Below are 25,180 nucleotides of genomic sequence, written 5' to 3' on the forward strand. Positions count from 1 at the left end.
TAGTTGAGCAGATATTTACATACTACTCAACTAAACTTATACTGTTTAATTAAAAACCGGGGTTGTTTGGTAACAACATTGGGTTAACATCGGTTTCTTGTTTTGGTAATGGGAAAAGCAGCTGTTTTTCGGTGAATGTAGCCCCAAAAACAGTTTTATGCCCTACAAAATTGTCCCAGTTACCGGTAACGTCGTTGTGTACCTTGCGTGTGCGTATCATATCAAACCACATTTTGTTTTCAAAACAAAGCTCAAAATAGCGTTGCAGCCATACTTCTTTCTCAAATGCATCCTGCGATAGTGCACCAAGGGGGGCCAGGTTAGCCCTCGCACGTATTTGCCTAACATACTCAACTGCATCAGAGTTTGGCGAGCCTTCAGCCCTGTTTGATGCTTCAGCATACATCAGCATTACATCAGCTAAACGGTAAATGGTGTAGTTTAAGTCAGATTTTTTAGTGTTCTTAACCGCGTTTACATCAAACCATTTATAGATGTAATGATTTTTAAACGTAACCGTTTCAGTTGGCGTTTTAAAATTTGCATAACTTGTATAAAAGAATTGTTTCTCGGCAACGCGTTTATCACCAGCCGGAAACGAAGCTATAAACTGGTCTGTTGGGTAAACAGATCCGTACTCGTCAGAATAAGAGGATATACCGGAATAGTTTGGAATAGTAAGTGGTGTAAGCGGGTTTGATACCGGGACAGCTGCAGCAAACTGCACCTGGAAAATAAATTCCTTGCTGTTTTTATTTGCCGGAACTATCATATCCGTATACTCCGGGAACAGGCTGTATCCTCCATTTTTTATTACATCAAGCGAGCGTTTGGCCGACTCGGCGTAATATTGGTTACCGCCATTGATAGCTGCACCGGCATAAGTTAAATATACATCGGCCAGTATTGATTTTACTGCGCCCATAGATACTTTACCTGTAGCATCTTTCCATGGCAGGGTTGATTTTTCGGCCTCAAGCAAATCAGGTATAATGATCTCGTCATAAATTTGTTTTGCCGGCACACGTGGAATCTGTAAATTCAGATCTTTTGGCGGTTCGGTTACTTTTGGCACCGCGCCGTACATACGTACCAGGTAAAAATAGTATAAAGCACGTAAGGTACGCGCTTCGGCTACCATATTAGTTTTATCAACATCACTCAAACCGGGAGCATTAATAGTTGGTATTTTTTGTATAGCCAGGTTTGTTGCACCAACACCTAAGTACATTTGCTGCCACCAGGTATCAAAATAAAAAGAAGTGTTGTTATAGATAAGGGTTTGAAAATTCACAAATCCTGTTTGGCCGAGATCGCTGTTTGCCTTACCTGTCATAAACTCCATCAAATTCCAGGTGTTACCGCCATACGAAGAGGGCTGACCGGTTAATAACCCCTGTAGATTTTGATAGGAGCCATTAGCTAACGCCCTTGCTACTTTAGCGCTTGATAAGTTGGCATCGGGCGTTAAAAAGCCTGCCGGTTTTTCTTCCAGGAATTTTTTGCAGGAGCATGTAAGTAATAAACACGCCGCTATTAGTATATTTTTTAATGTTTTCATTTTAATACGATTTTAAATGATCATGGTTAAATCCTTCAGTACTGTTTTACTATGTGTTTTAATCATATTACAAGGTTTAAAACCCTACCTGCACACCAAGGTTCCATATACGTGGGCGAGGGTTAGCAAAAAAGTCGACGTTTTGTGAAAGTGCCGAGTTGTTTCCGTAAGTCTGATTAAATGTATCCACCTCTGGATCGTAGCCGGTATACTTTGTGATCACAAACAGGTTTTGCACGCTTGAGTAAACACGTAAACGGGTCATGCCTAATTTTTTAAGGCTTGATGCAGGGAAGTTATAACCTAAAACAAAGTTTTGACCGCGGATGAATGAGCCATCTTCAACCCACCAGGTATCAAAGTGCGAATCTTGCGCGTATTTATAATTACGCACCTGCGATATCATTGTATTTTGATTATTAGGGGTCCAGCCATTCAATACAGTAGCTAAGCTGTTTGATATGGTTTGCCTGTCTTCTGCCGAATGTTTAAAGTTAGCAGCAGTGTTTACGCCTTGTACAAAACGAATATCAAATGAAAAATCCCAGTTTTTGTATTGAAGGGTACTGTTGATATTACCAGTCCATTTAGGGTTAGATTGGCCAATGATACTGTAATAGTTGCTGCCATCAGGGTTGTAAATGTATTTACGGTCTCCTGATTTTAAACCATGTTTAGCGGCTTCAGCAATTTCCTCAGGCGAATCGCCGTAAGTACCAACCCTTGTCATACCATAAAATGACCCTATTGGCTCGCCAACCCGTATTACATAGTTTTGCCCTAAAAAGTTTGGACCCGGGAAAATATCGGCATTGCCATCATTCAACTTGGTTACCTCGTTTTTATTAGCTGCAAATAAGAAGCTTGTTGACCACGAAAAATTATCTGATTTAATATTTTGTGTGGTTAAGCTAAGTTCGATACCGGTGTTTCTCATAGAGCCAACATTTTTATAAACGTTAGCAGTAGTGAAACCGGCTGTCCATGGAATTGGGGTTTGCAGTAAAATGTCGCTGGTGTTTTTAACGTAAAAATCAGCAGTGAAATTAACCCTGTCGTTAAATAAACCTAATTCTAAACCGGCGTCAAACATTTTAGTCCTTTCCCATTTTAAATCAGGGTTGCCAAGGTAACCAGGTAACAATGTTATTGCCGCTGCACCATCAAGAACAGTTTGACTTGTTGACAACTGGGCGAGCGACTTATAGTTACCAATTTCCTGGTTACCGGTAATACCAAAACTGGTTCTCACCTTTAAGTTTGATATTGTTTTGCTGTCTTTTAGGAAATCTTCCTGAGATACACGCCATGCTACCCCGGCTGATGGGAAGAAAGAGTATTTGTTTTTTTTGCTAAACCTTGACGAACCATCGTAACGGCCTGTTGCAGTAAATAAGTATTTATCATCAATATTATAGCTAATACGGCCGTAATAAGAGTTTAATGCGCCCGGCTGATAACCGCCTGGTGCGTTAGGCTGGTTGTCTGATTCTGAAGCGCTTTTAACAGAACCTGCACCTAAATTATTGAACTGGAAATAGTCGTCAACAAAGTTTTGTGTTTCTGCACGTACACGTTCGTATACGTCTTTACTGAACGATATACCTAACAACGCGGTTAACTTTTGGCGGTCGTTGATCTTTTTATTCCAGGTTAAGTAGTTTTCACTTTGCCAGTAATAGTTTGTGTTTGAATTGATATTGGCCACTCCGCCCTGGTCGGCAGATAAATGCTGCAAGGCAAGCGACGAGTAGAAGTTATTCTTTTGGCTTCGCAGATCATAACCCAGATCCGTTTTAAACTCCAGTTCGTTCGAGATCTTAAATAACATATAAACGTTACCTACTACCTGTTGAGTGTTGTTAATGGTATAACGCTCGTTGGCAATCTGGATAGGGTTTGGCGCCCCTTCAAGGCCTGCAATGTCAAAGTTTCCTGCCCAGTTTCCATCAGGGTATTTAATGGGAACGACAGGGACTTCTTCAGTTACTGCACGCGGTACGTTCAGGCTACCGTTGCCATCTGTTACCAAACGTTGCGTGCTGGCTATCGCATTAATGCTACCACCTATTTTTAACCAATCCTTAACATCGTTATCCATTGTCATTTTAATGGAGTAACGCTTAAAGTTTGATGTTGGGGTTAAGCCATTTTGGTTTAAATAACCTAGTGATAAACTGTAAACAGATTTTTCGCTACCACCCTGAATTATTAATTGGTGGCTTTGTGAGAATGCCGGCTTATAGGTTTCTTTTTCCCAATTGGTATCATAGATAGGCTTGTTATTAGCATCAAACAATAAAGGGAAATTGGTGTGGTTTAATTCTTTTGCCGGGGTTTGTACCGTTCCTGTTGGGTCAAACTTTGCGCCGTTAGCAAACGATTGGTTATAGATATCAACAAATTGCTGTGCATTAAGCGTTGGCACGTGCCTGTATAGGTCGCTAATATTGGCATTTGCTTCATAGCTAATTGTAGCAGGGCCTCTTTTACCGCGTTTGGTGGTTACCATAATAACCCCGTTTGCACCACGTACACCATAAATGGCTGTTGATGAGGCATCTTTTAACACTTCAATTGAAGCCACATCGCTAGGGTTGATAGAGTTGGGGTCAACACCAACAACGCCGTCAACCACATAAAGCGGATCGAGGTTTGAGTTGATAGAACCAATACCCCTGATACGAACCTTTGCTGCTGCACCGGGTGCATTACTGTTAACGCTTACATCAACACCGGCAACCTTGCCTTGTAATGCCTGCGATAAATTGGGTACAGGCTTATCCATCAACTGCTCGGCCTTAACCGTAGTTACAGCCCCGGTAAGGTCAGATTTTTTTGCCGTACCGTAACCAATTACCACAACCTCATTCAAATCTTTCGACTGCTCGGTCATTACCACATCAATGTTTTGGCGGTTGCTTATAGCTACTTCCTGACTGTTATAACCAATAAAGCTAAATACCAGTGTGCCGTTACCATCGGGTACGTTTAACTTGTACTTACCGTTAGCATCGGTACTGGTACCTGTAGTAGTGCCCTTTAGTTTTACGTTTACGCCGGGCAGCGGGCCTTTGGCATCGGTTACTGTACCTGTTATGTCTATTGCTTTAAATTCAGGGGTGTTATCAGTGTCCTTCTTTTTTACTACAATGGTTTCCTGGAAAATTTTGTAGGTGAGGGGCTGATCCTTAAAAGCCTCATCAAGCGCCCGGGTTACCGAAACCGAAGCAACATCGATGTTAATACCACGAACCTTTGAAACATCATTTTTATCATACATAAAATGATAGCCTGTTTGTTTCTCTATCAGGCGCAGAACTTTCTCGACAGAGACGTTCTTTTGGCGCAAGGACACAGTCTGGCTGAATGTCTTTGCGCTCACATTGGTAAGGGCTGCAATTATTAAAATAGCAGTGAATTTCATAACCAATATTATTTTGGATAGTTTAGACCATGCCAACGGCACAGCCTTAGAATTAAAATTCATAAGTTTGTTGTGTTTGGGTTAAACATTAAGTTTCAATTCGTCAATTGCAATGATTATGGGGCCCAGGCATTTAGCCGGGAAAGTGGGTCGAAACACTTCCCGGTTTTTTTTATATGCTTTTTATACCATGATGCAAAGCAAAAGGTATAAGCTGGCCACCGGCTGAGATTAACTTGAGGGGTGTATTTCTTTCATCATAAGTGGTTTTTTGTGAGGTGAATAATTGATGTATTTGAGTGTTGTTTTTTTGCGTTTTTATATTGTATTTAATATACAATGATGTCCTTTCCTTCAATTTTAAGGTCGACACCTGCATACTTTAACATGTTCAGTAATTCTGATGCTTTTACATTGCGCGATATGTGGCCGTTAAACTCCCTTGCCGGTACACCTTTTTTGTAGGTGATGTCAACATCATACCAGCGTGCTGCCTGGCGTAGTATCACATCTATACCCGCATCTTTAAACTGAAATATTCCATTTTTCCAGGCGGTTTCGTCATCCACATCCACGTCGTTTATCACTTTGTTTTGGCCTGTTTTGTTTATTTGTGCCTGCTGGCCCGGTTTCAACCTTGCGCTGAAGCCCCCGCTGGTTATATTAACGGAACCCTCAAGCAGGGTGGTTTTCATAACAGCTTCATCATCATAAGCCATTACGTTAAAGTGTGTGCCTAAAACTTCGATATCCGCATGGTTGGTTTTTACCCTGAAAGGCATAGCCTTATTCTTGGCGACTTCAAAATAAGCCTCGCCGGTAATTTCTACCTGCCTTGTTGTACCTGTAAAATATGTTGGGAAGCGTAATGATGATGCAGAGTTAAGCCAAACGTTTGTGCCATCGGGCAGAATAACCTGGTATTGCCCACCACGCGGGGTGCTTATAACATTTATTTCGGGAGCTGCTTTTGTATTTGCTGTACCGGCTGCGTTGTAAAGTAACTGCCCGTCGGCTGTTTTTTTAATAAGGGTTGAGCCCTGTTGCGCCAGCATGCCGTTTTGTGCATTATCAAGAATTATAGTTTTGCCATTGGCCAGGGTAAGTATGGCTTTATTGCCGCCCGGCAGGGCATCATGTAAGGGGCGCTTTACTTTTACAAGCGTTGTTTGTTGTTGTTTGCGCGGGTGATGTTTGATGTAAATACCAAAACCTACAAACAAAAGTATCATGGCAGCGGTAGATATTTTTGCCCATAAAAATATATTATTACGAGGTTTTGCATTATTGCCGGATGCGTCAGCACCTAAAATTTTGCTGAGCATTGCGTTTGTTTGATCAGCGTTGAACAGTGTGGCGTTGGGCTTAATATCCTCCCAGGCCTGGCGTATCAATAAAGAAAGTTCTTCATCGGCCGCACCATCGTTTATAATAGTAAGCAGCTCGTCGCGCTCCTGCGCAGTGGCCGTTTTACTATAATAGCGATCAAAAAGGTATCTTAACCTTAGCCTGGATGTATTCATTAAATGTTGTTCAATAATTGGTAGTTGTACAAAAGCCGGGGGGCTTTTTATTACATGACACCAAAAGCAACAAAAAAGGGGGTATGGCTTTTAAATTTTTTTTGAAAAAAATGCGGAAACCAGTATGATCATTGCCGAAATATCGATATTCGATTGTACAAAGCTGGTGATAGAGTGGGTAGCACCCTGCAGGTACTTTTTTACTGTTTCGCGCGAGAGGCCCATCTGGCGGGCTATCTCATCGTACTTTAAACGGTTATGGCGGCTTAATAAATAAACCTTTTGCTGTTGTGGTGGTAAATGATCTATAGCCTCATCTAATAAGCTATAATAACCCGCTAAGCCGGGGCTGTCATCAGGGGTGATAGACAAGGCGTTTTTTTCGAGTGTTTTTTGATGGATACGTTCTTTAGCCACCTTACGCAGGCAATTTAATGCGTGGTTTTTTGAGATCACAAACAAATACGCCCTGAAATTTTGGACATTTGTTAGTGTTTCGCGGCTCATCCAGATCTTTAAAAACACATCCTGCACCACTTCTTCGGCAAGTTCAACTGAATCTGTTATGCGGTAAATATGCGTACCCAAAAGCTGGTGATGGGTGTTAAACAATTCGCTAAAAGCATGTTCATCCCCATTGGCCACCTTCAATAGCAACTCTTTTTCACAAGGTAAAATTAAGTCAGACATAGGCGATAGTTGGTATAGGCAAGTAATGCAAAATATACTACAACTGCAACTAATTATGGCTTAATGTTAAAAATGTATCATTCTGCGTAAATGCATACATTAATAATTGCTTGTTTGTTAATGTATTAACTACAGGTAAAAAGATATGCTTTTAGAATAAAGAGGGGTTTTGGCCTGTTTTGATCTTCCCAAGGTGTTTATAAGCGCTTTCGGTAGCTTCGCGGCCCCGTGCAGTACGCATTAAAAAGCCTTCCTGTATCAGAAACGGCTCATAAACCTCTTCTATGGTTCCTTCTTCTTCGCCAACAGCGGTGGCAATGGTTTTTAAACCTACCGGGCCGCCTTTAAATTTATCTATAATGGTAGAAAGGATCTTGTTATCCATTTCATCCAGGCCATGCTCATCAACATTAAGGGCGTTAAGTGCATACTTAGCAATGCTGGTATCAATATTACCGTCGCCTTTTATCTGGGCAAAATCGCGGGTGCGGCGTAACAGGGCGTTGGCTATACGCGGGGTGCCGCGGCTACGGCGGGCAATTTCGTAAGCGCCCTCATCGCTGATGGGGGTGCGGAGTATGGTTGCCGAACGCAATACAATAGTGGTAAGCAGCTTGGCATCATAATACTCAAGCCGGCTGTTTATACCAAACCTTGCACGCAGTGGGGCGGTTAGTAAACCCGAACGCGTTGTAGCACCTACCAGTGTAAATGGATTAAGCGAAATTTGTACCGAGCGCGCGTTTGGCCCGCTCTCCAGCATAATATCAATCTTAAAATCTTCCATGGCCGAATACAGGTATTCTTCCACAAGCGGGCTTAAACGGTGAATCTCGTCAATAAAAAGGATGTCGCCGGTTTCGAGGCCGGTGAGCAGGCCTGCAAGATCGCCGGGTTTATCCAATACCGGGCCCGATGTTATTTTTATGCCTGCACCCATCTCGTTGGCGATGATATGCGACAGGGTGGTTTTACCTAACCCGGGAGGGCCATGCAACAGCACATGATCCAGCGCTTCGCCGCGCTGGCGGGCAGCCTGTACAAATATGCGCAGGTTTGCCAGTATTTTGTACTGACCGGTAAAATCTTCAAATGCCTGCGGGCGTAAAACTTTTTCTATATCACGTTCGGCAGGAGAGAGGCGTTCGCTATCCGGATCAAGATTTTCATTCATTGCCAACGAAATTAGTATTTTTAGATGAAAGGTAAAAGCAGAAAGCAAAAAGCTTTAGGGCCGGATGTTATAGCTTTAGACTGTAAGCTTTTCGCTCACCCCTCCGGATATTTTCTGAAAATGCTGTTTATCTTCATCTGTATAACGCCAAAAAAGGCTTCCTTGAAGATACCTGATGACATTTTGGAGGTGCCGGCAGTGCGATCGGTAAATATAATGGGTACTTCGGTTACTTTAAAACCATGTTTTATAGAGGTATATTTCATCTCTATCTGGAAGGCATACCCCACAAATTTTATCTTATCCAGGTTTAGCGTTTCCAATACTTTGCGCTTGTAGCACATAAAGCCGGCGGTGGCATCCTGTACATCTATACCCGTAATAAAACGTACATAAACTGATGCAAAAAAGCTCATCAGCACCCGGCTCATGGGCCAGTTAACCACGTTAACACCTTTTATATACCGCGAGCCGATAGCTGCATCAGCGCCATCTATACAGGCCTGGCGCAAACGAAGCAGGTCATCGGGGTTGTGGGAGAAATCGGCATCCATCTCAAAAATAAAATCGTAATGGTGCGCAACCGCCCATTTAAACCCATGAATGTACGCTGTACCCAATCCCTGCTTGCCCGATCGTTCTTCAATAAAAAGTTTTCCGTCAAATTCATGCTGTAATTGTTTTACAATAGTGGCTGTACCATCGGGCGACCCATCATCAATTATCAAGACGTGGAAATCATGCGGAAGCGTAAACACCTTACGGATCATCCGTTCGATGTTCTCTTTCTCGTTATAAGTAGGAATGATGACTATACTATCGGGCACGTAACTGCAGAATTTGTTTTTGTAATGAACGCCGCTAAAATAATTTAATTTTATACCGCTTTAAAATAAAAAACAGGAAAGTGTAAGCTTTCCTGTAATTCAATAGTAATATGATGATTATTATTGATTGTTTGCTTCTGCAACAACTTTATTATCAAGGTATGGGTCGGTAATGTAATTCCTCTCTTTTAATCGCGGAGAAATAATCAGGAACGCAATGATAAACACACCTATAAATGCTACAAAGAACCATTCGTAATTGGCACCTTTTAAGTTTGTGGCCCACCAGCCGCCACCTTCAATAAGCCCGTTAACAGAGGCTGTTATCAGGTTACCGAACGATACCACCAGGAACCAGATCCCCGTCATGGTACTCTTCATTGATTTTGGCGAATGGGTATAAGCGTACTCTAAACCGGTAATAGATACCAGTACTTCGGCTGCTGATAATATCATAAACGCCAGTACCTGCCACCAAATGGATGGCGAACCGCCATGATCAAGGCTGGTGTGTATAACGCCAATTACCACAAATGATAAAGCGGTTAACACCAGGCCCGTACCAAGCCTGCGCAATGGTGTTGTTTTTAGTCCCCGTTTATCGAGCCACGGGTATATTACATAGTTAAACAGCGGGATAAACAGGAGCAGGAATACGGTGTTAAAGGTTGACAACTGACCCGGATATATGGTGAATGTGGTAAAACCAAGGTTAATAACACGATCCATTTTTTGGGCATATAACGTCCATTCAGATAAACATTGATCCCAAACAGCCCAAAATGCCAGCGCGAAAAAAAATACCGACATAACCCGGTACACCGCTTTCACACCTTCAACGCGCTCGGGGTCATAGTTTTCTTTAGCAATATCAAGTAATGATTGGCCCGGTTGCCTTTTGCTTAAATGGGTTAGGGCATACCATGTTATAAACACCAGGTTGTTACGGTTAACGCCCTGTGGAGGGACCTTTACATATTTTTTACGGCCCGAGAAAAATATGATGGTAGCAAGCGCCATCAGTAGCCCGGGGATACCGAAGGCCCATTTAGGCCCAAAGTGTTCGTAAGTCCATGGAATAGCTACGGTTGAAATCATAGAACCGGCATTGATACTGAAATAGAACCAGCCGTAAACTTTTGAAAGCAGGTCCTGATTGGTAGCATCAAACTGATCGCCAACGTTAGCAGATACACATGATTTGATACCGCCGGCGCCAATTGCAACCACAAGCAAACCTAATTCAAAACCAGTTAGGCCACCATCAAACGTTGCCAGCATTAAATGCCCAATGCAGTAAATTATAGATACATATAAAATAAGCTTGTATTTGCCGGTAAACCAGTCGGCTATCATGCCGCCTACAAATGGCAAAGCATAGGCCACCATCACAAACAGGTGGTGCAGCTTATTAGCATGCGCATTAGCCTGGTCGGTTAACGCCGGGTTGTCAGTAGGATTAAAAAATTGGTTCACTAAAAACAGCGTGAGTACAGAACGCATTCCATAAAAACTAAAGCGCTCTGCGGCTTCGTTCCCGATAATAAATGGGACACTCTTGGGGAATCTTGATTTTGGTTTTGCCGGAGCGGTTGTTTGTAGGTTTTCTGCCATACGTTTTAAACTATTTTTTGACTAAAGTACTATAATTAAATTGATCCGAAATTTTATACCGAAATTATTACAGAGGCACTTGTAATGTTTTGATTGCTGAAAGATAGTAATGGTTTAATTTTTTCTTTTTGTGCCTGCAGGTTTCTTTACAGGTGCGGGGGCGCCGTTCCTGTCTATAATTGCCTGTGCTTTAGGGTCAATATATTCGGCATCCCTGGTTTCGGGGATGTTGCGCATATCAAGGTTTTCTACAAATTCCCATCTGCCGTTTTTAAGTTTATAACCATCATAGCTAAGGTCTGGCCCAAAGGTTTCGGGGTGGTCTTTCATTTTATCATCAGGCGGGGCAAGGTGGTCAAACACGATCAGATTTTGCTCGGGCACATAACGCAATAACATCGATGCCTGCCGCGTGTACTCAAATACTACACGTTTGCGGCTTCCGTTAAACACAGGCATACCCAAATTTGGCTTATCCTCCTTATCAAAAGAAAGCACCTCAATAACCTTTTTTGTTGATTTTACATTGTTACCCTTCCAGCCTAATAAAACATAATAGGGGGTTGCAGCTGCCACACGTATTATTTTGTAATACTGAGCACCAAACCATTTACGGTTATCGGTTACAGAATCTTCGGGGTTCTTAAGCATGGGCGAATAATCCTCAAGCGGGTACATCAGCAGGTTATTGCCGGTATTCATTTGCACGGTGCCGTAAAAACGATAACTGCCATCCTGGTTCATTACATGCCAGCTTAGTATCCTGAAACGATTATCCGGCGAGTTAAGGGTACTGATGCTCTTAACAGAATCGAACGGAAAGTTGAACGAGTGGGGTACTTTTAACGCGCTAACCAGCGTACGGATGAAGGTATAATTGGCAGCCTTACGCTCCATATCATCCGGGTTGTTCACAAACTTTTTACCAAGAGATTTTAAACTATCCTGGTATATGCTTAGCTGTTTTAGGTTTTTGCTCTCGTCAGAGTGTTGAGCAAAAGAACTGCTTAAACAAAATAACAGGCATATAGCTAAAATGGAACCTCTCATCAAATATTTTATGATAACTGAAACGTTAAACAGGCCGCTAAATTATTAAAAAGATAGGTTACAACAAGTTTTGAATAACCATAGCACTTGCGCCACCGCCACCGTTACAAATACCTGCCGCGCCAAGTTTACCGCCATTTTGCTGCAATACATGTATCAGCGTAACAATAATACGTGCGCCCGAAGTGCCCAGCGGGTGGCCAATAGCAACGGCACCGCCGTTAACGTTTACCTTAGCGGCATCAAGCTTTAATAGTTTGTTATTGGCTACAGCTACTACCGAGAAGGCTTCATTTATCTCAAAAAAGTCTACCTGTTCTGCAGATATGCCAGCTTTGTGCAATGCCAACGGGATAGCTTTTGCGGGGGCCGTAGTAAAATATTCGGGCGCTTGTTGTGCATCGGCAAATGATACTATTTTGGCCAGTGGTTTTATGCCCATGGCCTCGGCTTTTTCTTTGCTCATTAACACCAAAGCAGCAGCGCCATCATTTAAGGTTGATGCATTGGCCGCTGTAACGGTACCATCTTTTTTAAATACAGGTTTTAGGGTAGGGATCTTATCAAACTTTACTGCTTTTGGCTCTTCGTCATCAGCAAATAAAGTTACGTCGCCTTTTTTATCTTTCAATTCAACCGGGGTAATTTCGGTTTTAAATTTCCCCGCAGCTTGTGATGCCTGCGCACGGTTATATGATTCTATAGCAAAAGCATCCTGCTCTTCGCGGGTAACGTTACAGTCAACAGCACAAAGCTCGGCTGCCGAACCCATGTGGTAATCATTATATACGTCCCAAAGGCCATCTTTTACAAGGCCATCAATGATCTGCCCGTTACCCAGGCGATAGCCGTTACGGGCTTTATCAAGATAATAAGGCACGTTGCTCATGCTTTCCATACCACCGGCTAAAACAATATCGTTATCGCCATTGGCGATGCTTTGGGCTGCCAGCATAATGGCTTTCATACCCGATGCGCATACTTTATTAACCGTAGTTGCAGGCAGGTATGGCAAGCCGGCAAAAATAGCCGCTTGTGTAGCAGGTGCCTGGCCTAAATTAGCCGATAGCACGTTGCCCATATAAACTTCCTGTACATCTGATGGTTGCAAACCGGCTTTTTCAATAGCCGATTTAATAACTACCGCACCTAATTGTGTTGCCGATAAAGATGCTAAACTGCCGCCAAAACTGCCGATAGGTGTGCGGGTTGCCGATACGATATATACTTCTTTCATGAGCTAAAATGTTCTTTATTATAATGGTTGGGCAAATTTAGTTTTTACTTTGAATAGTAACGACAGAAATGAAAAATATTATGCATGCATAGCATTTAAGTGCCCAGCTTCATTAAATTAAAGCGTGTTTTTTTTTGCGAAAAATGCGGGTTCCATTTTCTTTCCATTCGCGAAAAAATGAACCATTTCTTAAATGCACACTTTATAAATCAAATATTAATTAAAAGTAACTAAATGCCCACAAGTGCCTTATAATATCCTCAAAAGGCCGTACTGAGGCCGAAAAAAGGCGAAAAAAAGCTCTTTTTTCGCCTTTTTTCCCACTGAATCTTGCTTGTTCATTTTTATGGAATGGAACAAGGTAGTAGGGAACAAACGAAACAAATCATTAACCAATTATTCAGTATCTTTTTTTTTGCGTGATGTTTTTTTCCGGGCTTTTAACGCCTCCTGCAGCAAAAATTCAATTTGCCCGTTGGTGCTGCGAAATTCATCAGCACCCCAGGTCTCAATCTCTTTGAGCACATCGGGGTTTACCCTTAATACAAATGCTTTTTTCTCTGCCATAATATTACTGTGATGCAGCCTGTTGCTGGCGTAACAATATTACATGCAGCCCTATCATGATCAATAATGGCAGGGGCGGCATGTTGTCCGGCTTTGTAATCAAATCAATAGTTACTGTAAATGGCTGTTTAATACTAAATGCTTTTTGGGTGATCTGGAAAATATCGCCTAATTGCCCGTTGGTAAGCACAAGCGATTTTGAGAACAGCTTTTTATACAGGTAAGTAGCTTCAAAACCATCGTCGAGTTTCAGGTTAAAATCTCTTTTCCAAGTTTCGGGGATGATGTTGCCTATGGTATCATCTTCGCCAAGGTTAAGCAAAAGGGTACGGTTAAACCAACCCTTTCGCTTAATTGTCCAGCTGTTTTGTGGCAGTTCAATAATAGCGTCACGCTTAAAGTTGGAGCGGTAGCGTAGTTTGGCATATACAAATTGGCCGTCGGTAAGTTCGTACTCCCGCTTAAACCAGCCCTGCCTGGTAATAAACAGCTCGGTGGTTTTAACCTGTGCAAAATCGCGTTGATCGGTACTCATCATTAATGGTATAAAGTGCCTGTGTTTACTATAGGCGATACGCTTTTATCGCCGCACAATACAACAAGCAGGTTGCTTACCATAGCTGCTTTGCGTTCTTCGTCAAGTTCAATAATGTTTTTCTCTTCCATTTTTTGTAGGGCCATTTCAACCATGCCAACGGCACCTTCAACAATAAGCCTGCGCGCCGATATAATGGCCGATGCCTGCTGACGCTGTAACATGGCGTGGGCAATTTCAGGCGCGTAAGCGAGGTGCGAGATGCGTGCTTCTAAAACTTCGATACCGGCACGTTCAAGGCGTTCGTTTAGTTCCTGTACCAAAAGTATCCCAACCTGTTCTGAGCCACCGCGCAGGGTGATGCTGGCGTTTTCGTCCTCAATATGATCGTATGGGAACGAGTTAGCCAAATGGCGTACGGCAGCTTCGCTTTGTATGTTTACATATTGCAGGTAATTTTCTACCGCGAAAATTGCTTTTGCGGTATCTTTTATCTGCCATACAATAACGGCGGCAATCTCTATTGGGTTACCTACACTATCATTTACTTTTAACTGCTGGCCGTTAAGGTTAAATGCTTTTAATGATACCTTCTTTTTTACAGTAAAAGGATTAACCCAAAAAAAGCCATCCTGCTTTACGGTGCCCTGGTATTTACCAAATAAGGTAAGCACCTTAGATTCGTTGGGGTTTACAATGGTTAGGCCCGGTAAAATAAATATAAAATTTATAACGCATATTACTGCGCCAATTGCAGGCTGTTCCAGGTAGAAAGCAAACGCTGCGCCGGCAATAAGCACAAGTACTAAAACAAAGGCTAAATAGCCCGATGGTGCTGTGGTGATTTTTTCGTTATTCATGATTAAGTTTTGATTTAAAATGATATCATAAAGATATCAACTTTATTTTGAGATAAACAAGAAAAAATACAGATAACCGAAACTTATATTATTTTTGATTGGATAAACACGTCTAATGGCAAAACTTTCATCGTCCCGGCAAAAAGCATTACTGCGTAAGTACGCCTTAAATGTTAAATTTTTTATGATGCTGGTAAGCGTAGCCGTAATTGTTTATGCTTTACCCAAACAGGCAAAATTTGGTTATGAGTATGAAAAAGGCAGGATATGGAATCAAAAAGACCTGGTATCGCCCTATAACTTTGCCATATTAAAAACCAACGCCGAAATAGAAGCTGATCAAAAAGCGGCGCTAAGTGCGGTAACACCTATTTACCAACTTAATAATGATATAGCCGCACAACAACTGGAAGGCTTTAAAAATGATTTTGAGATTAGGTGGCATTCTGCGGGGTTAAATGAGAAACAAAAAAACACTTATCTGCAAGCTGGCAGCACTATTTTAAAAGCGGTTTACGATAAGGGGCTGCTTAAATTAAATCCCAAATATCAACAAACGGGGAAAAATTATGCAATTACAGTTTTAAATGATAATGTTGCTACCGATAAAAACACCGCCGACCTTTTTACCCGTGAGCGTGCAATTGCGTATTGCGATTTTGAAATTGGTAAAATGCCCGGGCTTGATAAACCTTTTTTACTGAATTTATTGCAGGATAGGTTGCTAACTAACCTAACCTATGATGCTAAACTAACCGCCCGGCTTGAAAAGGAAGTCACCGAGAACCTATCCATAACCCGTGGAATGGTGCAAAAAGGGGAGATAATTATTGGTAAAGGTTCTGTAATTAATGATGAGGCCTACCAGAAGCTGGCATCGTATAAAAAAGCTTTTGAAGATAATGCGCGTACCAATGGTAACCATACCCTGGTGTTATTGGGGCAGTTTTTACTTGTGGGTATTACCATCACTTTATTAATGGTGTTCCTATACCTTTTTAGGCGGGATATATACGATGATAACCGTTTGGTAAGCCTGATACTATTGGTAATTACGGCTATGCTGGCAACTTTATCATTGGCTATAAAATTACAACTGCCCAACTTTTACTATATACCATATTGTATAGTACCCATTATCATACGCATATTATTTGATACCCGTTTGGCACTCAATATCCATTTGCTGGTGGTGCTTATAGCCGGTTTTTTTGTACCCAATAGCTTTGAATTTGCTTATTTTGAGATAACCGCCGGTATGGTATCTATCTACAGTATCAAAAACCTTATCCGTCGCGAGCAATTCCTGATATCTGCCCTTATTATTACTTTTACTTATTTTGTGGCTTTCCTGGGTATCTCATTAGTTAGAGAAGGTACATTTACAACTATAGATTGGGTGGATTTTATACCTTTTGCGGTAAGTGTGCTGCTTACATTGCTTGCATACCCGCTTATTTACCTGTTCGAAAAAGTATTTGCTATTACCTCAGATATTACCCTTATAGAATTAACCAATACCAACGCGCCCCTATTGCGCGAAATGGCTTTCAGTGCACCGGGAACTTTCCAGCACTCTTTGCAGGTGGCAAACCTGGCCGAAAATGCTATATATGCTATAGGTGGAAATGCCTTACTGGTTAGGGCTGGGGCTTTGTACCACGATATTGGCAAAATGGAGAATCCTTTATTCTTTATAGAGAACCAAAGTTCGGGCTTTAACCCACATGATAAACTGCCTTATGAAGAAAGCGCGCAGATAATCATCCGCCACGTGAGTAAGGGTATTGAAATGGCCCGTAAGGCAAACTTGCCCGAGATAGTTATTGATTTCATCCGCACCCATCATGGCAACACCAGGGTAGATTATTTTTACCAGTCGTTTTTGAAAAATTTTCCTGAAAAATTCATCAACGAGAACATTTTTCGCTATCCCGGGCCCATTCCTTTCTCAAAAGAGGCCGGTGTTTTGATGCTTGCCGACTCTGTTGAGGCTGCTTCGCGCTCATTAAAAGAGCCGGATGAAGAATCTATCGGTATACTGGTAGACCGCATAGTGAAATATAAGCTTGATCAAAACCAATTGAGTGACAGCAACATAACGCTGAAAGATCTGGAAACTATCAAGCAGATTTTTAAACGAATGCTGATGAGTATTTACCACGTAAGAATAGATTATTAAAAATCTGATTTATTTTTTTGACAGCTTCGCCGAATTACTATATTTGCAATCCCTGAAAAAAGGGAACACATTTCTGAAAAACAACCGGTGAGGTGCCTGAGAGGCCGAAAGGATCAGTTTGCTAAACTGACGTACGGGAAACTGTACCGAGGGTTCGAATCCCTCCCTCACCGCAAATAACATGTCAAAGTTTTGAAAAACGCCTCAGATCATACGATCTGGGGCGTTTTTGCTTTATAGCCATCTCATTTCAACGCAATTCATATCAATCGAAGCGAGACCTCTTGCGAGACCTATTCGGCCCTTCGTAAATTAGGTCTCGCTGAACCGCTAAAAGTTTAATTATTAACCCTTAATCGTTGAGGCGATGATCAGAACAGTTTGTATCAACTTCGCGTTGAAAAAGAGCAAAACACTTAAAGACGGTACAGCCCCAGTTTATTTGAGATTGACGGTGGCAGGAGAACGTGTTGAATTTACCACCCGGCGGTACATCAGGCCGGGACGCTGGAATGCCGACCAGCAAAAGATGACCGGCACAAATGAAGAAGCCCGGGTCTTTAACCATTACCTCAAAACCCTTGAACAGCAGGTTTATGACGAGCACAGAAAAATGATGAATGCAAATGCCAACATCTGTGTGGAAGATCTCAAAAACCGATTACTTGGCAAAGAGCAAAAGGAAAGGCAAAAGATGCTGATTCCTATCTTCAAGGAACACAATAAGCGCCTGCAACTACTCATTGGAAAAGAATATTCCCAGGGAACGTTGACCATCTTTGAAACTACTTTTAGGCATGTGACTGAATTTATTCAGTGGCAATACCGGAAAGCGGATATAGACATCAAAGCAGTTGATCACGAGTTTATCACATCCTTTGATTTCTATCTACGGTCAGAATGCAATTGTGCGAATAACACTACGGTCAAATATGTCAAGAATTTCAAGAAGATCATCAGGCTGTGTATAGCGAATGGCTGGCTGGACAAAGATCCGTTTGTTAACTACAAGTCGAAAGTAAAAGAGGTAGTTAGAGATTTTTTGACCAAAGATGAAATACAAGCTATGGCAGATGCTAAGCTGGTTACGAATCGGGTTAGACAAGTGAGGGACATATTCCTATTCAGTTGTTTTACCGGATTAGCTTACGCCGATGTAAAGAAACTTAAAAGGTCTGAGATTATCAAAGGTATTGATGGGCAGCAATGGATCTTTACATCACGCCAAAAAACTGAGACCACATCACGCATTCCATTATTACCTACCGCATTGAAAATATTGGAAAAATATGCGGATAATCCGGAATGTTTACATCACGATAAAGCTTTGCCTGTCCTATCAAATCAAAAAATGAACAGCTATTTGAAGGAGATCGCCGACGCGGTCGGTATCAACAAGGAATTAACTTTTCATATTGCTAGGCACACTTTCGCTACAGTAGTTACGCTTTCAAACGGCGTATCTATAGAAAGTGTTTCCAAAATGCTTGGTCACCGTAATATTCGCACTACACAGCATTACGCTAAAATTTTGGATGCGAAGGTGAGCGAGGATATGGCTGTTCTGAAAGAGAAGCTGACAGTCACAGAAAATAAGTTATCAAAAATCGAAAATGGTTATCACGTTTTGTGATAACCTTAATTGTACATCATGCAAAAGGAAACAATTATAACAGATGAGATCATTTCAAGTAAGATCTATATTGTCAGAGGTCAAAAAGTTATGTTAGATCAGGATCTCGCAGAACTGTACCAAGTGGAGACCAAGCACCTTAAGCGCCAAGTAAGAAGGAATATTGAGCGATTCCCAGGCGAGGATTTCATGTTCGAATTATCTCCGGAAGAGTTTCAGATTTCAAGGAGCCAAATTGGCACCTTGAAACAAGGCCAGAATTTCAAGTATGCCCCTATGGCTTTTACTGAGCTGGGTATTAGTATGCTTTCAAGTGTGTTAAATAGCCCTGCCGCGATACAGGTAAACATGCGAATTTTTGTGCATGTGAGACAAATTTTAACTGATACAACAGAGATAAGACTGGAAATCCAAAAAATCAGAAATGAACTTTTTAATCATGGCAAAAATATGGAGATTGTTTTTGCTTATCTGGACGAGTTGTCAAATAAAATAGAATCACAACAATCCGTTGTCAATTATAGAAAAAGAATCGGATTCAAACCGGATGAATAATTCTGGGAATAAACAAGATACATATAATTGTAATCACAATGATTTAAAAGTAACGCGTTAAAAGCAGTTCCTACGTTTCTCTCAAACAAGAGCGACAATGTGATTTAGGGGTATATTATCAACTTAGCCTTTACTATGCCTAAGCATCTGAAGTAGCAAGCAGGTAACTTTTTAATGATACTACTGCCATCGATAGTACCTACAGCAGCGTTTAAACACCATAACAGTTGTCCTGCGACACTGATTTTTTATCCCAATAGGGTAATCTATTGTTTTTGTGATGCTGTCAATGTTTTAAATTATAACTTTATTTGGATGAATAGGCTGTTAGAAATAGTGTCGTGTTTATGCATTCCAGCCGCCACAAATCCAATCTTTCGGATGAATGCCAACTTTTAAATAATGTTCCAACTCCTCGATTGACAGTACAAGTCCCCTGTTAGTTATCGGTAAGGGGATATGCCGGTGGGTAATCAATAGGGGGATGATCTCTAAACCGTTCGCTGGATTCGGTGCGCAGTTATCTAACCAATTTTGTTTTTTTCGAAGCTTGCTATAAAATCCTTCACTATCATCGTCACTAAATTTTGAGCGTAAATTTTTTCTTGCACTAGTGTTATTAGGGAAATAAAGCATTTTACAATCAGCCAGAAGGCATATGTGTTTTTCCTTTGAAATGGCCAGTACATCGATCTGTCCCGGCATCTTTTTAGTGGAGCGTAGATGTTCTGGCTGATCTTTTTTTCTCCATTGTCCTTGCATCGTCACTTCTCCGCAGATATAGCCATATTGTCGCAACATTTCCAAAACGCGTGTCTCAAACGGCCCTGAAAAATATTTTTCGTAAAGACGGTCACCAGCCCCCGAGTGAAGAAATTTTTCCAGCAAGAAGTTTACGGAGTCCTGCAAAAGAACGATTGATGTGCCAAACAGGTTTTCTGTCATCGTTATCCTGACCATTGGCCTATCAATAATCATGTTTTGTAAGATCACATATTCTTTGGTTAATTTCTCCTTATGCCAGTCCGGTTGCCAGAAGCTATCAAAAATATCTTGCTGCATTGTCCCGCCAGGATTTGTAGGAGATAATATTATTCCCTGCGGTATAATGCATAGTGAAAAAAACTCTTCTGTCCTGCCGTTTAAACCTCTCAACGCGAGAAAATAAAGTTGCATAAGCGACCAGAACCTGTTCCAAAAACGAGTTTGGCTTGCTGGAATTTCAGACAAAAAGCTATCACCAAAAACTTTTCCGTCTTTTGGAGCGAAGCCTGATATGATCGCATGTAAGTGAACCCAAATATTTTCGTCCTGCCAGACATACTGCATCGCGTCATCCAAGACTTTGTATTCGTGTGGACCCTGTTTGTTAAAGGATAACTGTAAATATTGAAAACGGGCATTCTCGATCCGTCCTTTACTTGTAAATGTCACGGTTCCTAAGTCCTCAAACTCCCATATAAGGATTACTTGTTCTAACAAGGCAAATAGGGTGCAGCACTCATGTGCTGTTAGAATTGCGTTGATCGAACGGCCGGTGCCAAGGTGGCCGTTGTATTGATTTGTCCAAGTAAAACTAATCAGCAATTTGGCGGCAAGGCCGGCCATCGTACTTTTATTTTGCGGACGATCCATATAAAAGCGCGACATATACTCGATCAGGCCCGGGATCACATACTCATTATCAAGTCTCTCGCAAAGATAAATCAGGTGCTTCTTTACTTTAGTGCGTGTAGATTTTAGAGAAATCAGATCGTTGAATATAATCTCTTCGTCAAACTCTAGTTGCTCGAAAAGGCGCTTGAAATTGTATTTGTCAGGTTCGATATCGTCGAATAAAGTATTGGCAAGTTCCTTGGCTTGTCTGTAACGTTTTGTGATGTCCGGCATGGTGTTCTAAATTAATAAATAGCTAACGTAAATGGAAAGATTAAACCCAAAGACCTGTTAGGTCACCATGCAGGTTTAGTTATTCCAAATAACGTTTATAAATAACGGGATCCCTATACAAGATTCAGAAAATTAATCTAATGAAAGGCTTGTCCCTTTACATATATTTGCCAAACTTCGACAAGTCAATTAAAAACTAATGGATACTCAATTTGGGATTATGATCAGAACCCTCAGGGTGGGATTAAATCTGTACTTACGGCAAGTTGCGCCTTTGCTTCAAATGGATACTGCTCAATTGAGCAAGATTGAGAAAGGACAAAGGCAACTCAAAAGAGAGCAAATTCCCCTTTTAGCAAGTATTCTAAAGGCAGATCAAAACGACCTATTAACACTTTGGCTGGCCGATCAGCTTTATGAGATAGTAAAGGATGAAAAGTTAGGATCAAAGGCTATACAAGTTATAGAAGAAAAAATTAAGAAAAGAAAACACTGAAAAACAATAGTTGATGATAACAAAACAAGCTCTTGGAAGCACACTTTTTGGAATGGCGGATATCTTGCGCGATAAGGTCGAGGATTATAAAGCCTACATTCTTTCCTTGTTGTTCTTCAAAAGACTTTCAGATAATTATGAATGGGAAAATGAAAATGGTATCAAAGAATTCTTCGCAGAGCACCATCGGGAGCCCACAGCAAAAGAAAAATCCATAATCATTAATAAGAAACATGACTTTAAAATTCCTGAAGGTTGCTTCTGGAGAGATGTAAGGGAAGCCACCATTGACAAAAAAAACGAGGCATTGCACAAAGCTGTAACCGGTATCGCAGAAGCAAATGTTGATAAGGACGGCAGGTTCTTTTTAAAAGGTGTTATTAATACGGTCCGGTGGAACGAACCGGCACCAGACGGTTCAGGCGGAAAAAAGTTAAGCCCGGAAGTAATATCGTTGCTGGTGAGTTACCTTGATGCTGTTGACCTGAGTAATAAGAATGCAACGGTAGATATTTTGGGTGATGCTTACGAATACCTGATAAAACGGTTTGCTGATGAAAACAAAGGCGGTACTACCGCCGGCCAGTTTTATACCCCTCAGGAGGTAGTGGATATTATCGTTAGATATCTCAAGCCCCAAAAGGGCAATGTGGTATATGATCCAACCTGTGGTTCCGGCGGTTTCCTGATTAGTGCTGCCAAATACTGTCATGCTAATTATGGCAATCCAAAAGCGATTCGGTTAAATGGTCAGGAAGATGTTTGGAATACCTGGGCTATTGCCAATATCAATATGATATTGCATGGACTTGATGCAAAAATTGAAAAAGGCGATACATTGCTTCAACCTAAATTCAGGGATGAAGACAATGAGCTGGCAATAAAAAAGTTTGACCTGGTGATGGCGAATTTTCCGTTCTCTCAGGAAAACTGGTGGAAAAACGGAGAGCCTAAAAAAGATGCGAAGGGTAAAACTATCAACAAAAAAGATGGGTCCCCGCAATTAGAGTACCCTGGTAAAGAAGATTTCAAAGACCCTTTTGAACGGTTTATCTATGGTATTCCTCCTTTTTCAAACGGGGATTTTGCATTTCTGCAACACATAGTTTCCTCTTTAAAAGAAGGAGGAAAAGCCGGGGTAGTCTGTCCGCAGGGTGTTTTGTTCAGAGGCCAACCTGCAAAAACAGAAGAGGAAGACGGGCAAAACCGAAAGGCGGATGATGAATACTTAATACGCAGGGGATTTTTGCAGGGACCAATAGACAGTGATGGTGAGTCTAAAGAGTTGCATAATATTATCGATGCTATTGTAGTATTACCTGGCAACCTGTTTTATGGCACGACAATTCCGGGTTCTATCCTTTTCATTGATAAAAATAAGCCTAAACACCGTAAGGATAAGGTACTGATGGTGTATGCTGCAAAAGAAGGCTGGTTCAAGGAAAAACCAAACATGAATGAATTGCAGCCGCACGATATGCTCCGGATCTCAACGATTTTGGAAAGCTGGGGTGACCTGGAGATAGCCAAAGAATGGATTGCCACACAGAAGGTCCGGTTATGGGCATTGATACAGGAGGATCTCGGATACAAGCTTTCTGAAATTGAAGAGGACTATCATGAAGACATCAATTCCTATAGTGAACGGATCGATAAATTGAGAAAATCTTTGGCTAGTAAAGAAGCAGAGGGAAAAAAGCCAACAAAATCCGAATTAAATACTCTTGGTACGCTCAATGCAGCCCTGGAAAAACTGCTTAATCAAAAAGCAGATAAAATAATGGACACTCACGATCTCGCTGCCAAAGAAAGAAAAGCAATTGATGACGTTGAGCGCGAATTGATCACTGTTTTACAAGACCCTGAATTATGGAAACGGTATTTTTCAATTGTGGATATGCAAGAACTGGAAGAGAACGAGTTTAACCTCTATATTCCAAGATATGTGGACACTTTTGAACCGGAGGAGCAAATTGACTTAAAAAAAGCATTAAGTGAGTTCAAAGCAACCATGAAAGCAGAATCTGCTTTGGATAATTCGATAGTTGAACTTTTAGATGCGATATCTCAATATGATCAGAAATAAAAAAGAAGAGGATTATTATTTTCATGAACGGTTTGGTATGGTGCCAAATGGTTGGGAAGTAAAAAAATTAGGGGAATGCTTTGACTTTTTTCCTACCTCATCTTATTCAAGGGAAAAATTGACTGATACAGGGGAATGTTTGTATGTCCATTATGGAGACATCCACTTAAGGTTTCAGGAATTTATAGACTTTGAAAACGAGCAATTACCTTTTGTTACAAAAGAAATGGCGACTCGGTTTACAAAACTTAAAGATGGTGATTTAATTATTGCAGACGCCTCAGAAGATTACGACGGAGTTGGAAAAGCAATTGAGGTTGTCAACTTAGGTAACCAGGAAGCTATTGCAGGCCTTCACACGCTTCATTTGAGAGCAAAGGATCACTGTTTTGTTAATGGGTTTAAGGGATATGTTTTAAATAATGAAAAAGTCAGGCTTGATATACTACGTTCCGCAACTGGTATAAAAGTTTATAGCATTTCAAAAGGAGGGCTAAAGAAAATCCTACTTCCCAAACCGCCAAAGCCGGAACAGGAAGCCATAAGCTCAATTCTTTCCAAGGTTGATAAAGCAATCAAGGCTACCCAAAGTTCTTTAAAGGCTTTGGAGAAATTGAAACTTGGTCTTACGCAAAACTTACTTTCAGGCAAACTAAAGCCAGATGGTAGTTGGAGAAATAATGACGAATTCTATAACGATGAAAAATTGGGACTGGTACCTATAGGGTGGATTAGTGATAGAATAAAAAATGTAACTAATAGGGTTACGGATGGTGAACATTTGTCTCCTGAATTTCAGGAAACCGGAGCATATATCTTATCAGCAGAAGACATAAAAGATGATGGTGTATCCTTCGAAAAAGCAACATTTGTAAGACCTCAGGATTGTAAAAAATTCAGGAACCGGTGTAATCCTGAATTTGGCGACGTTTTGATTGTTAGTAGAGGAGCAAGTATTGGAAGAACCTGTAAGGTTAATACGACAGTAGAGTTTTGTTTAATGGGAAGTGTAATCCTTATCAAACCCGATAACGAAAAGCTTCATGGTGGATTTTTGGCTCAATACTTTAAATCATACCAGGCATGGATTGGACTTCAAAGACTTTCGGGAACAACAGCACAGCAGGCTATCTATCTAACACACATAAAAAAAGGTAAGAATAATCTATCCCCAAAATACTAAGGAGCAAGAGGCGATTTCCGGTATCCTTGAATCTTTTGATAAACAAATAGCAGAAAAATTTATCAAACTTGACAGACTGGAGGCACTTAA

General features: G+C 41.2%; 19 protein-coding genes and 1 tRNA gene. 7 read left to right on the forward strand and 13 right to left on the reverse strand.

Features of this window, described 5'->3' with window-relative positions; translation table 11 throughout:
- Positions 1-49: 49 nt before the first annotated feature.
- From IDJ75_RS04740 to IDJ75_RS04795, 12 genes are all read right to left on the reverse strand, one after another.
- The gene (locus IDJ75_RS04740; protein WP_191174442.1) at positions 50-1,561 is read right to left on the reverse strand and encodes a RagB/SusD family nutrient uptake outer membrane protein; all 1,512 of its coding nucleotides are present in this window, start codon (positions 1,559-1,561) and stop codon (positions 50-52) included.
- Positions 1,562-1,637: 76 nt separating this feature from the next.
- Positions 1,638-5,051 carry a TonB-dependent receptor gene (locus IDJ75_RS04745; RefSeq protein WP_224746478.1) on the reverse strand — a complete coding sequence of 1,138 codons (3,414 nt, stop codon included), beginning with the start codon at positions 5,049-5,051 and terminating at the stop codon, positions 1,638-1,640.
- A gap of 266 nt (positions 5,052-5,317) precedes the next feature.
- Complete coding sequence (locus IDJ75_RS04750) at positions 5,318-6,511, reverse strand: FecR family protein (RefSeq protein ID WP_191174443.1); 1,194 nt, start codon at positions 6,509-6,511, stop codon at positions 5,318-5,320.
- Between the two features lie 90 nt (positions 6,512-6,601).
- Complete coding sequence (locus IDJ75_RS04755; protein WP_191174444.1) at positions 6,602-7,201, reverse strand: RNA polymerase sigma factor; 600 nt, start codon at positions 7,199-7,201, stop codon at positions 6,602-6,604.
- Between the two features lie 151 nt (positions 7,202-7,352).
- Complete coding sequence (ruvB, locus tag IDJ75_RS04760; protein WP_191174445.1) at positions 7,353-8,375, reverse strand: Holliday junction branch migration DNA helicase RuvB; 1,023 nt, start codon at positions 8,373-8,375, stop codon at positions 7,353-7,355.
- 95 nt (positions 8,376-8,470) lie between these two features.
- Positions 8,471-9,202, reverse strand: coding sequence for a polyprenol monophosphomannose synthase (locus IDJ75_RS04765; protein ID WP_191174446.1), 732 nt, complete (start codon positions 9,200-9,202; stop codon positions 8,471-8,473).
- Positions 9,203-9,322: 120 nt separating this feature from the next.
- Positions 9,323-10,816 carry a POT-type proton-dependent oligopeptide transporter gene (locus IDJ75_RS04770; protein ID WP_191174447.1) on the reverse strand — a complete coding sequence of 498 codons (1,494 nt, stop codon included), beginning with the start codon at positions 10,814-10,816 and terminating at the stop codon, positions 9,323-9,325.
- Between the two features lie 114 nt (positions 10,817-10,930).
- Complete coding sequence (locus IDJ75_RS04775) at positions 10,931-11,866, reverse strand: hypothetical protein (RefSeq protein ID WP_191174448.1); 936 nt, start codon at positions 11,864-11,866, stop codon at positions 10,931-10,933.
- Between the two features lie 58 nt (positions 11,867-11,924).
- The gene (locus IDJ75_RS04780) at positions 11,925-13,103 is read right to left on the reverse strand and encodes an acetyl-CoA C-acyltransferase (protein WP_191174449.1); all 1,179 of its coding nucleotides are present in this window, start codon (positions 13,101-13,103) and stop codon (positions 11,925-11,927) included.
- 396 nt (positions 13,104-13,499) lie between these two features.
- The gene (locus tag IDJ75_RS04785; protein ID WP_191174450.1) at positions 13,500-13,670 is read right to left on the reverse strand and encodes an Arc family DNA binding domain-containing protein; all 171 of its coding nucleotides are present in this window, start codon (positions 13,668-13,670) and stop codon (positions 13,500-13,502) included.
- A gap of 4 nt (positions 13,671-13,674) precedes the next feature.
- The gene (locus tag IDJ75_RS04790) at positions 13,675-14,208 is read right to left on the reverse strand and encodes a hypothetical protein (RefSeq protein ID WP_191174451.1); all 534 of its coding nucleotides are present in this window, start codon (positions 14,206-14,208) and stop codon (positions 13,675-13,677) included.
- On the reverse strand, positions 14,208-15,065 hold the full coding sequence (locus IDJ75_RS04795) for an SPFH domain-containing protein (RefSeq protein ID WP_191174452.1): 858 nt from the start codon (positions 15,063-15,065) through the stop codon (positions 14,208-14,210). Before IDJ75_RS04795 ends, IDJ75_RS04790 begins: the two co-directional genes overlap by 1 nt.
- Before the next feature lie 115 nt (positions 15,066-15,180).
- Here IDJ75_RS04795 and IDJ75_RS04800 point away from each other — a divergent pair, with 115 nt between their 5' ends.
- From IDJ75_RS04800 to IDJ75_RS04815, 4 genes are all read left to right on the forward strand, one after another.
- Complete coding sequence (locus IDJ75_RS04800) at positions 15,181-17,247, forward strand: HD family phosphohydrolase (protein WP_191174453.1); 2,067 nt, start codon at positions 15,181-15,183, stop codon at positions 17,245-17,247.
- Between the two features lie 86 nt (positions 17,248-17,333).
- Positions 17,334-17,420: transfer RNA gene (locus tag IDJ75_RS04805), tRNA-Ser, on the forward strand.
- A gap of 194 nt (positions 17,421-17,614) precedes the next feature.
- Positions 17,615-18,880 carry a site-specific integrase gene (locus tag IDJ75_RS04810; protein ID WP_191174454.1) on the forward strand — a complete coding sequence of 422 codons (1,266 nt, stop codon included), beginning with the start codon at positions 17,615-17,617 and terminating at the stop codon, positions 18,878-18,880.
- An 18-nt stretch (positions 18,881-18,898) separates the two neighbouring features.
- Positions 18,899-19,435 carry an ORF6N domain-containing protein gene (locus IDJ75_RS04815; protein ID WP_191174455.1) on the forward strand — a complete coding sequence of 179 codons (537 nt, stop codon included), beginning with the start codon at positions 18,899-18,901 and terminating at the stop codon, positions 19,433-19,435.
- 345 nt (positions 19,436-19,780) lie between these two features.
- On the opposite strand, the gene IDJ75_RS04820 is transcribed toward IDJ75_RS04815, so the two are convergent.
- Complete coding sequence (locus tag IDJ75_RS04820) at positions 19,781-21,325, reverse strand: hypothetical protein (RefSeq protein ID WP_191174456.1); 1,545 nt, start codon at positions 21,323-21,325, stop codon at positions 19,781-19,783.
- 199 nt (positions 21,326-21,524) lie between these two features.
- On the opposite strand from IDJ75_RS04820, the gene IDJ75_RS04825 reads away from it, so the two are divergent.
- Genes IDJ75_RS04825 through IDJ75_RS04835 form a run of 3 tightly spaced genes read left to right on the forward strand, consistent with a single transcriptional unit; the run spans position 21,525 to position 25,090 of the window.
- On the forward strand, positions 21,525-21,821 hold the full coding sequence (locus tag IDJ75_RS04825; protein WP_191174457.1) for a helix-turn-helix domain-containing protein: 297 nt from the start codon (positions 21,525-21,527) through the stop codon (positions 21,819-21,821).
- Between the two features lie 13 nt (positions 21,822-21,834).
- Positions 21,835-23,907, forward strand: a complete 2,073-nt coding sequence (locus IDJ75_RS04830) for a type I restriction-modification system subunit M (protein ID WP_191174458.1) — start codon at positions 21,835-21,837, stop codon at positions 23,905-23,907.
- Entirely contained in the window at positions 23,894-25,090 is a 1,197-nt protein-coding gene (locus IDJ75_RS04835; RefSeq protein WP_191174459.1) for a restriction endonuclease subunit S, read from the forward strand. Before IDJ75_RS04830 ends, IDJ75_RS04835 begins: the two co-directional genes overlap by 14 nt.
- Positions 25,091-25,180 lie beyond the last annotated feature (90 nt).

The sequence above is a fragment of the Mucilaginibacter rigui genome (assembly GCF_014773275.1).
Taxonomy (GTDB): domain Bacteria; phylum Bacteroidota; class Bacteroidia; order Sphingobacteriales; family Sphingobacteriaceae; genus Mucilaginibacter; species Mucilaginibacter rigui_A.

Coding starts and splice junctions, on each gene's coding strand:
- IDJ75_RS04740 (WP_191174442.1), bottom strand. CDS start 1,561: ATGAAAACATTAAAAAATATACTAATAGCGGCGTGTTTATTACTTACA.
- IDJ75_RS04745 (WP_224746478.1), bottom strand. CDS start 5,051: ATGAATTTTAATTCTAAGGCTGTGCCGTTGGCATGGTCTAAACTATCC.
- IDJ75_RS04750 (WP_191174443.1), bottom strand. CDS start 6,511: ATGAATACATCCAGGCTAAGGTTAAGATACCTTTTTGATCGCTATTAT.
- IDJ75_RS04755 (WP_191174444.1), bottom strand. CDS start 7,201: ATGTCTGACTTAATTTTACCTTGTGAAAAAGAGTTGCTATTGAAGGTG.
- ruvB (WP_191174445.1), bottom strand. CDS start 8,375: ATGAATGAAAATCTTGATCCGGATAGCGAACGCCTCTCTCCTGCCGAA.
- IDJ75_RS04770 (WP_191174447.1), bottom strand. CDS start 10,816: ATGGCAGAAAACCTACAAACAACCGCTCCGGCAAAACCAAAATCAAGA.
- IDJ75_RS04775 (WP_191174448.1), bottom strand. CDS start 11,866: ATGAGAGGTTCCATTTTAGCTATATGCCTGTTATTTTGTTTAAGCAGT.
- IDJ75_RS04780 (WP_191174449.1), bottom strand. CDS start 13,103: ATGAAAGAAGTATATATCGTATCGGCAACCCGCACACCTATCGGCAGT.
- IDJ75_RS04785 (WP_191174450.1), bottom strand. CDS start 13,670: ATGGCAGAGAAAAAAGCATTTGTATTAAGGGTAAACCCCGATGTGCTC.
- IDJ75_RS04790 (WP_191174451.1), bottom strand. CDS start 14,208: ATGATGAGTACCGATCAACGCGATTTTGCACAGGTTAAAACCACCGAG.
- IDJ75_RS04795 (WP_191174452.1), bottom strand. CDS start 15,065: ATGAATAACGAAAAAATCACCACAGCACCATCGGGCTATTTAGCCTTT.
- IDJ75_RS04800 (WP_191174453.1), top strand. CDS start 15,181: ATGGCAAAACTTTCATCGTCCCGGCAAAAAGCATTACTGCGTAAGTAC.
- IDJ75_RS04810 (WP_191174454.1), top strand. CDS start 17,615: ATGATCAGAACAGTTTGTATCAACTTCGCGTTGAAAAAGAGCAAAACA.
- IDJ75_RS04815 (WP_191174455.1), top strand. CDS start 18,899: ATGCAAAAGGAAACAATTATAACAGATGAGATCATTTCAAGTAAGATC.
- IDJ75_RS04820 (WP_191174456.1), bottom strand. CDS start 21,325: ATGCCGGACATCACAAAACGTTACAGACAAGCCAAGGAACTTGCCAAT.
- IDJ75_RS04825 (WP_191174457.1), top strand. CDS start 21,525: ATGGATACTCAATTTGGGATTATGATCAGAACCCTCAGGGTGGGATTA.
- IDJ75_RS04830 (WP_191174458.1), top strand. CDS start 21,835: ATGATAACAAAACAAGCTCTTGGAAGCACACTTTTTGGAATGGCGGAT.
- IDJ75_RS04835 (WP_191174459.1), top strand. CDS start 23,894: ATGATCAGAAATAAAAAAGAAGAGGATTATTATTTTCATGAACGGTTT.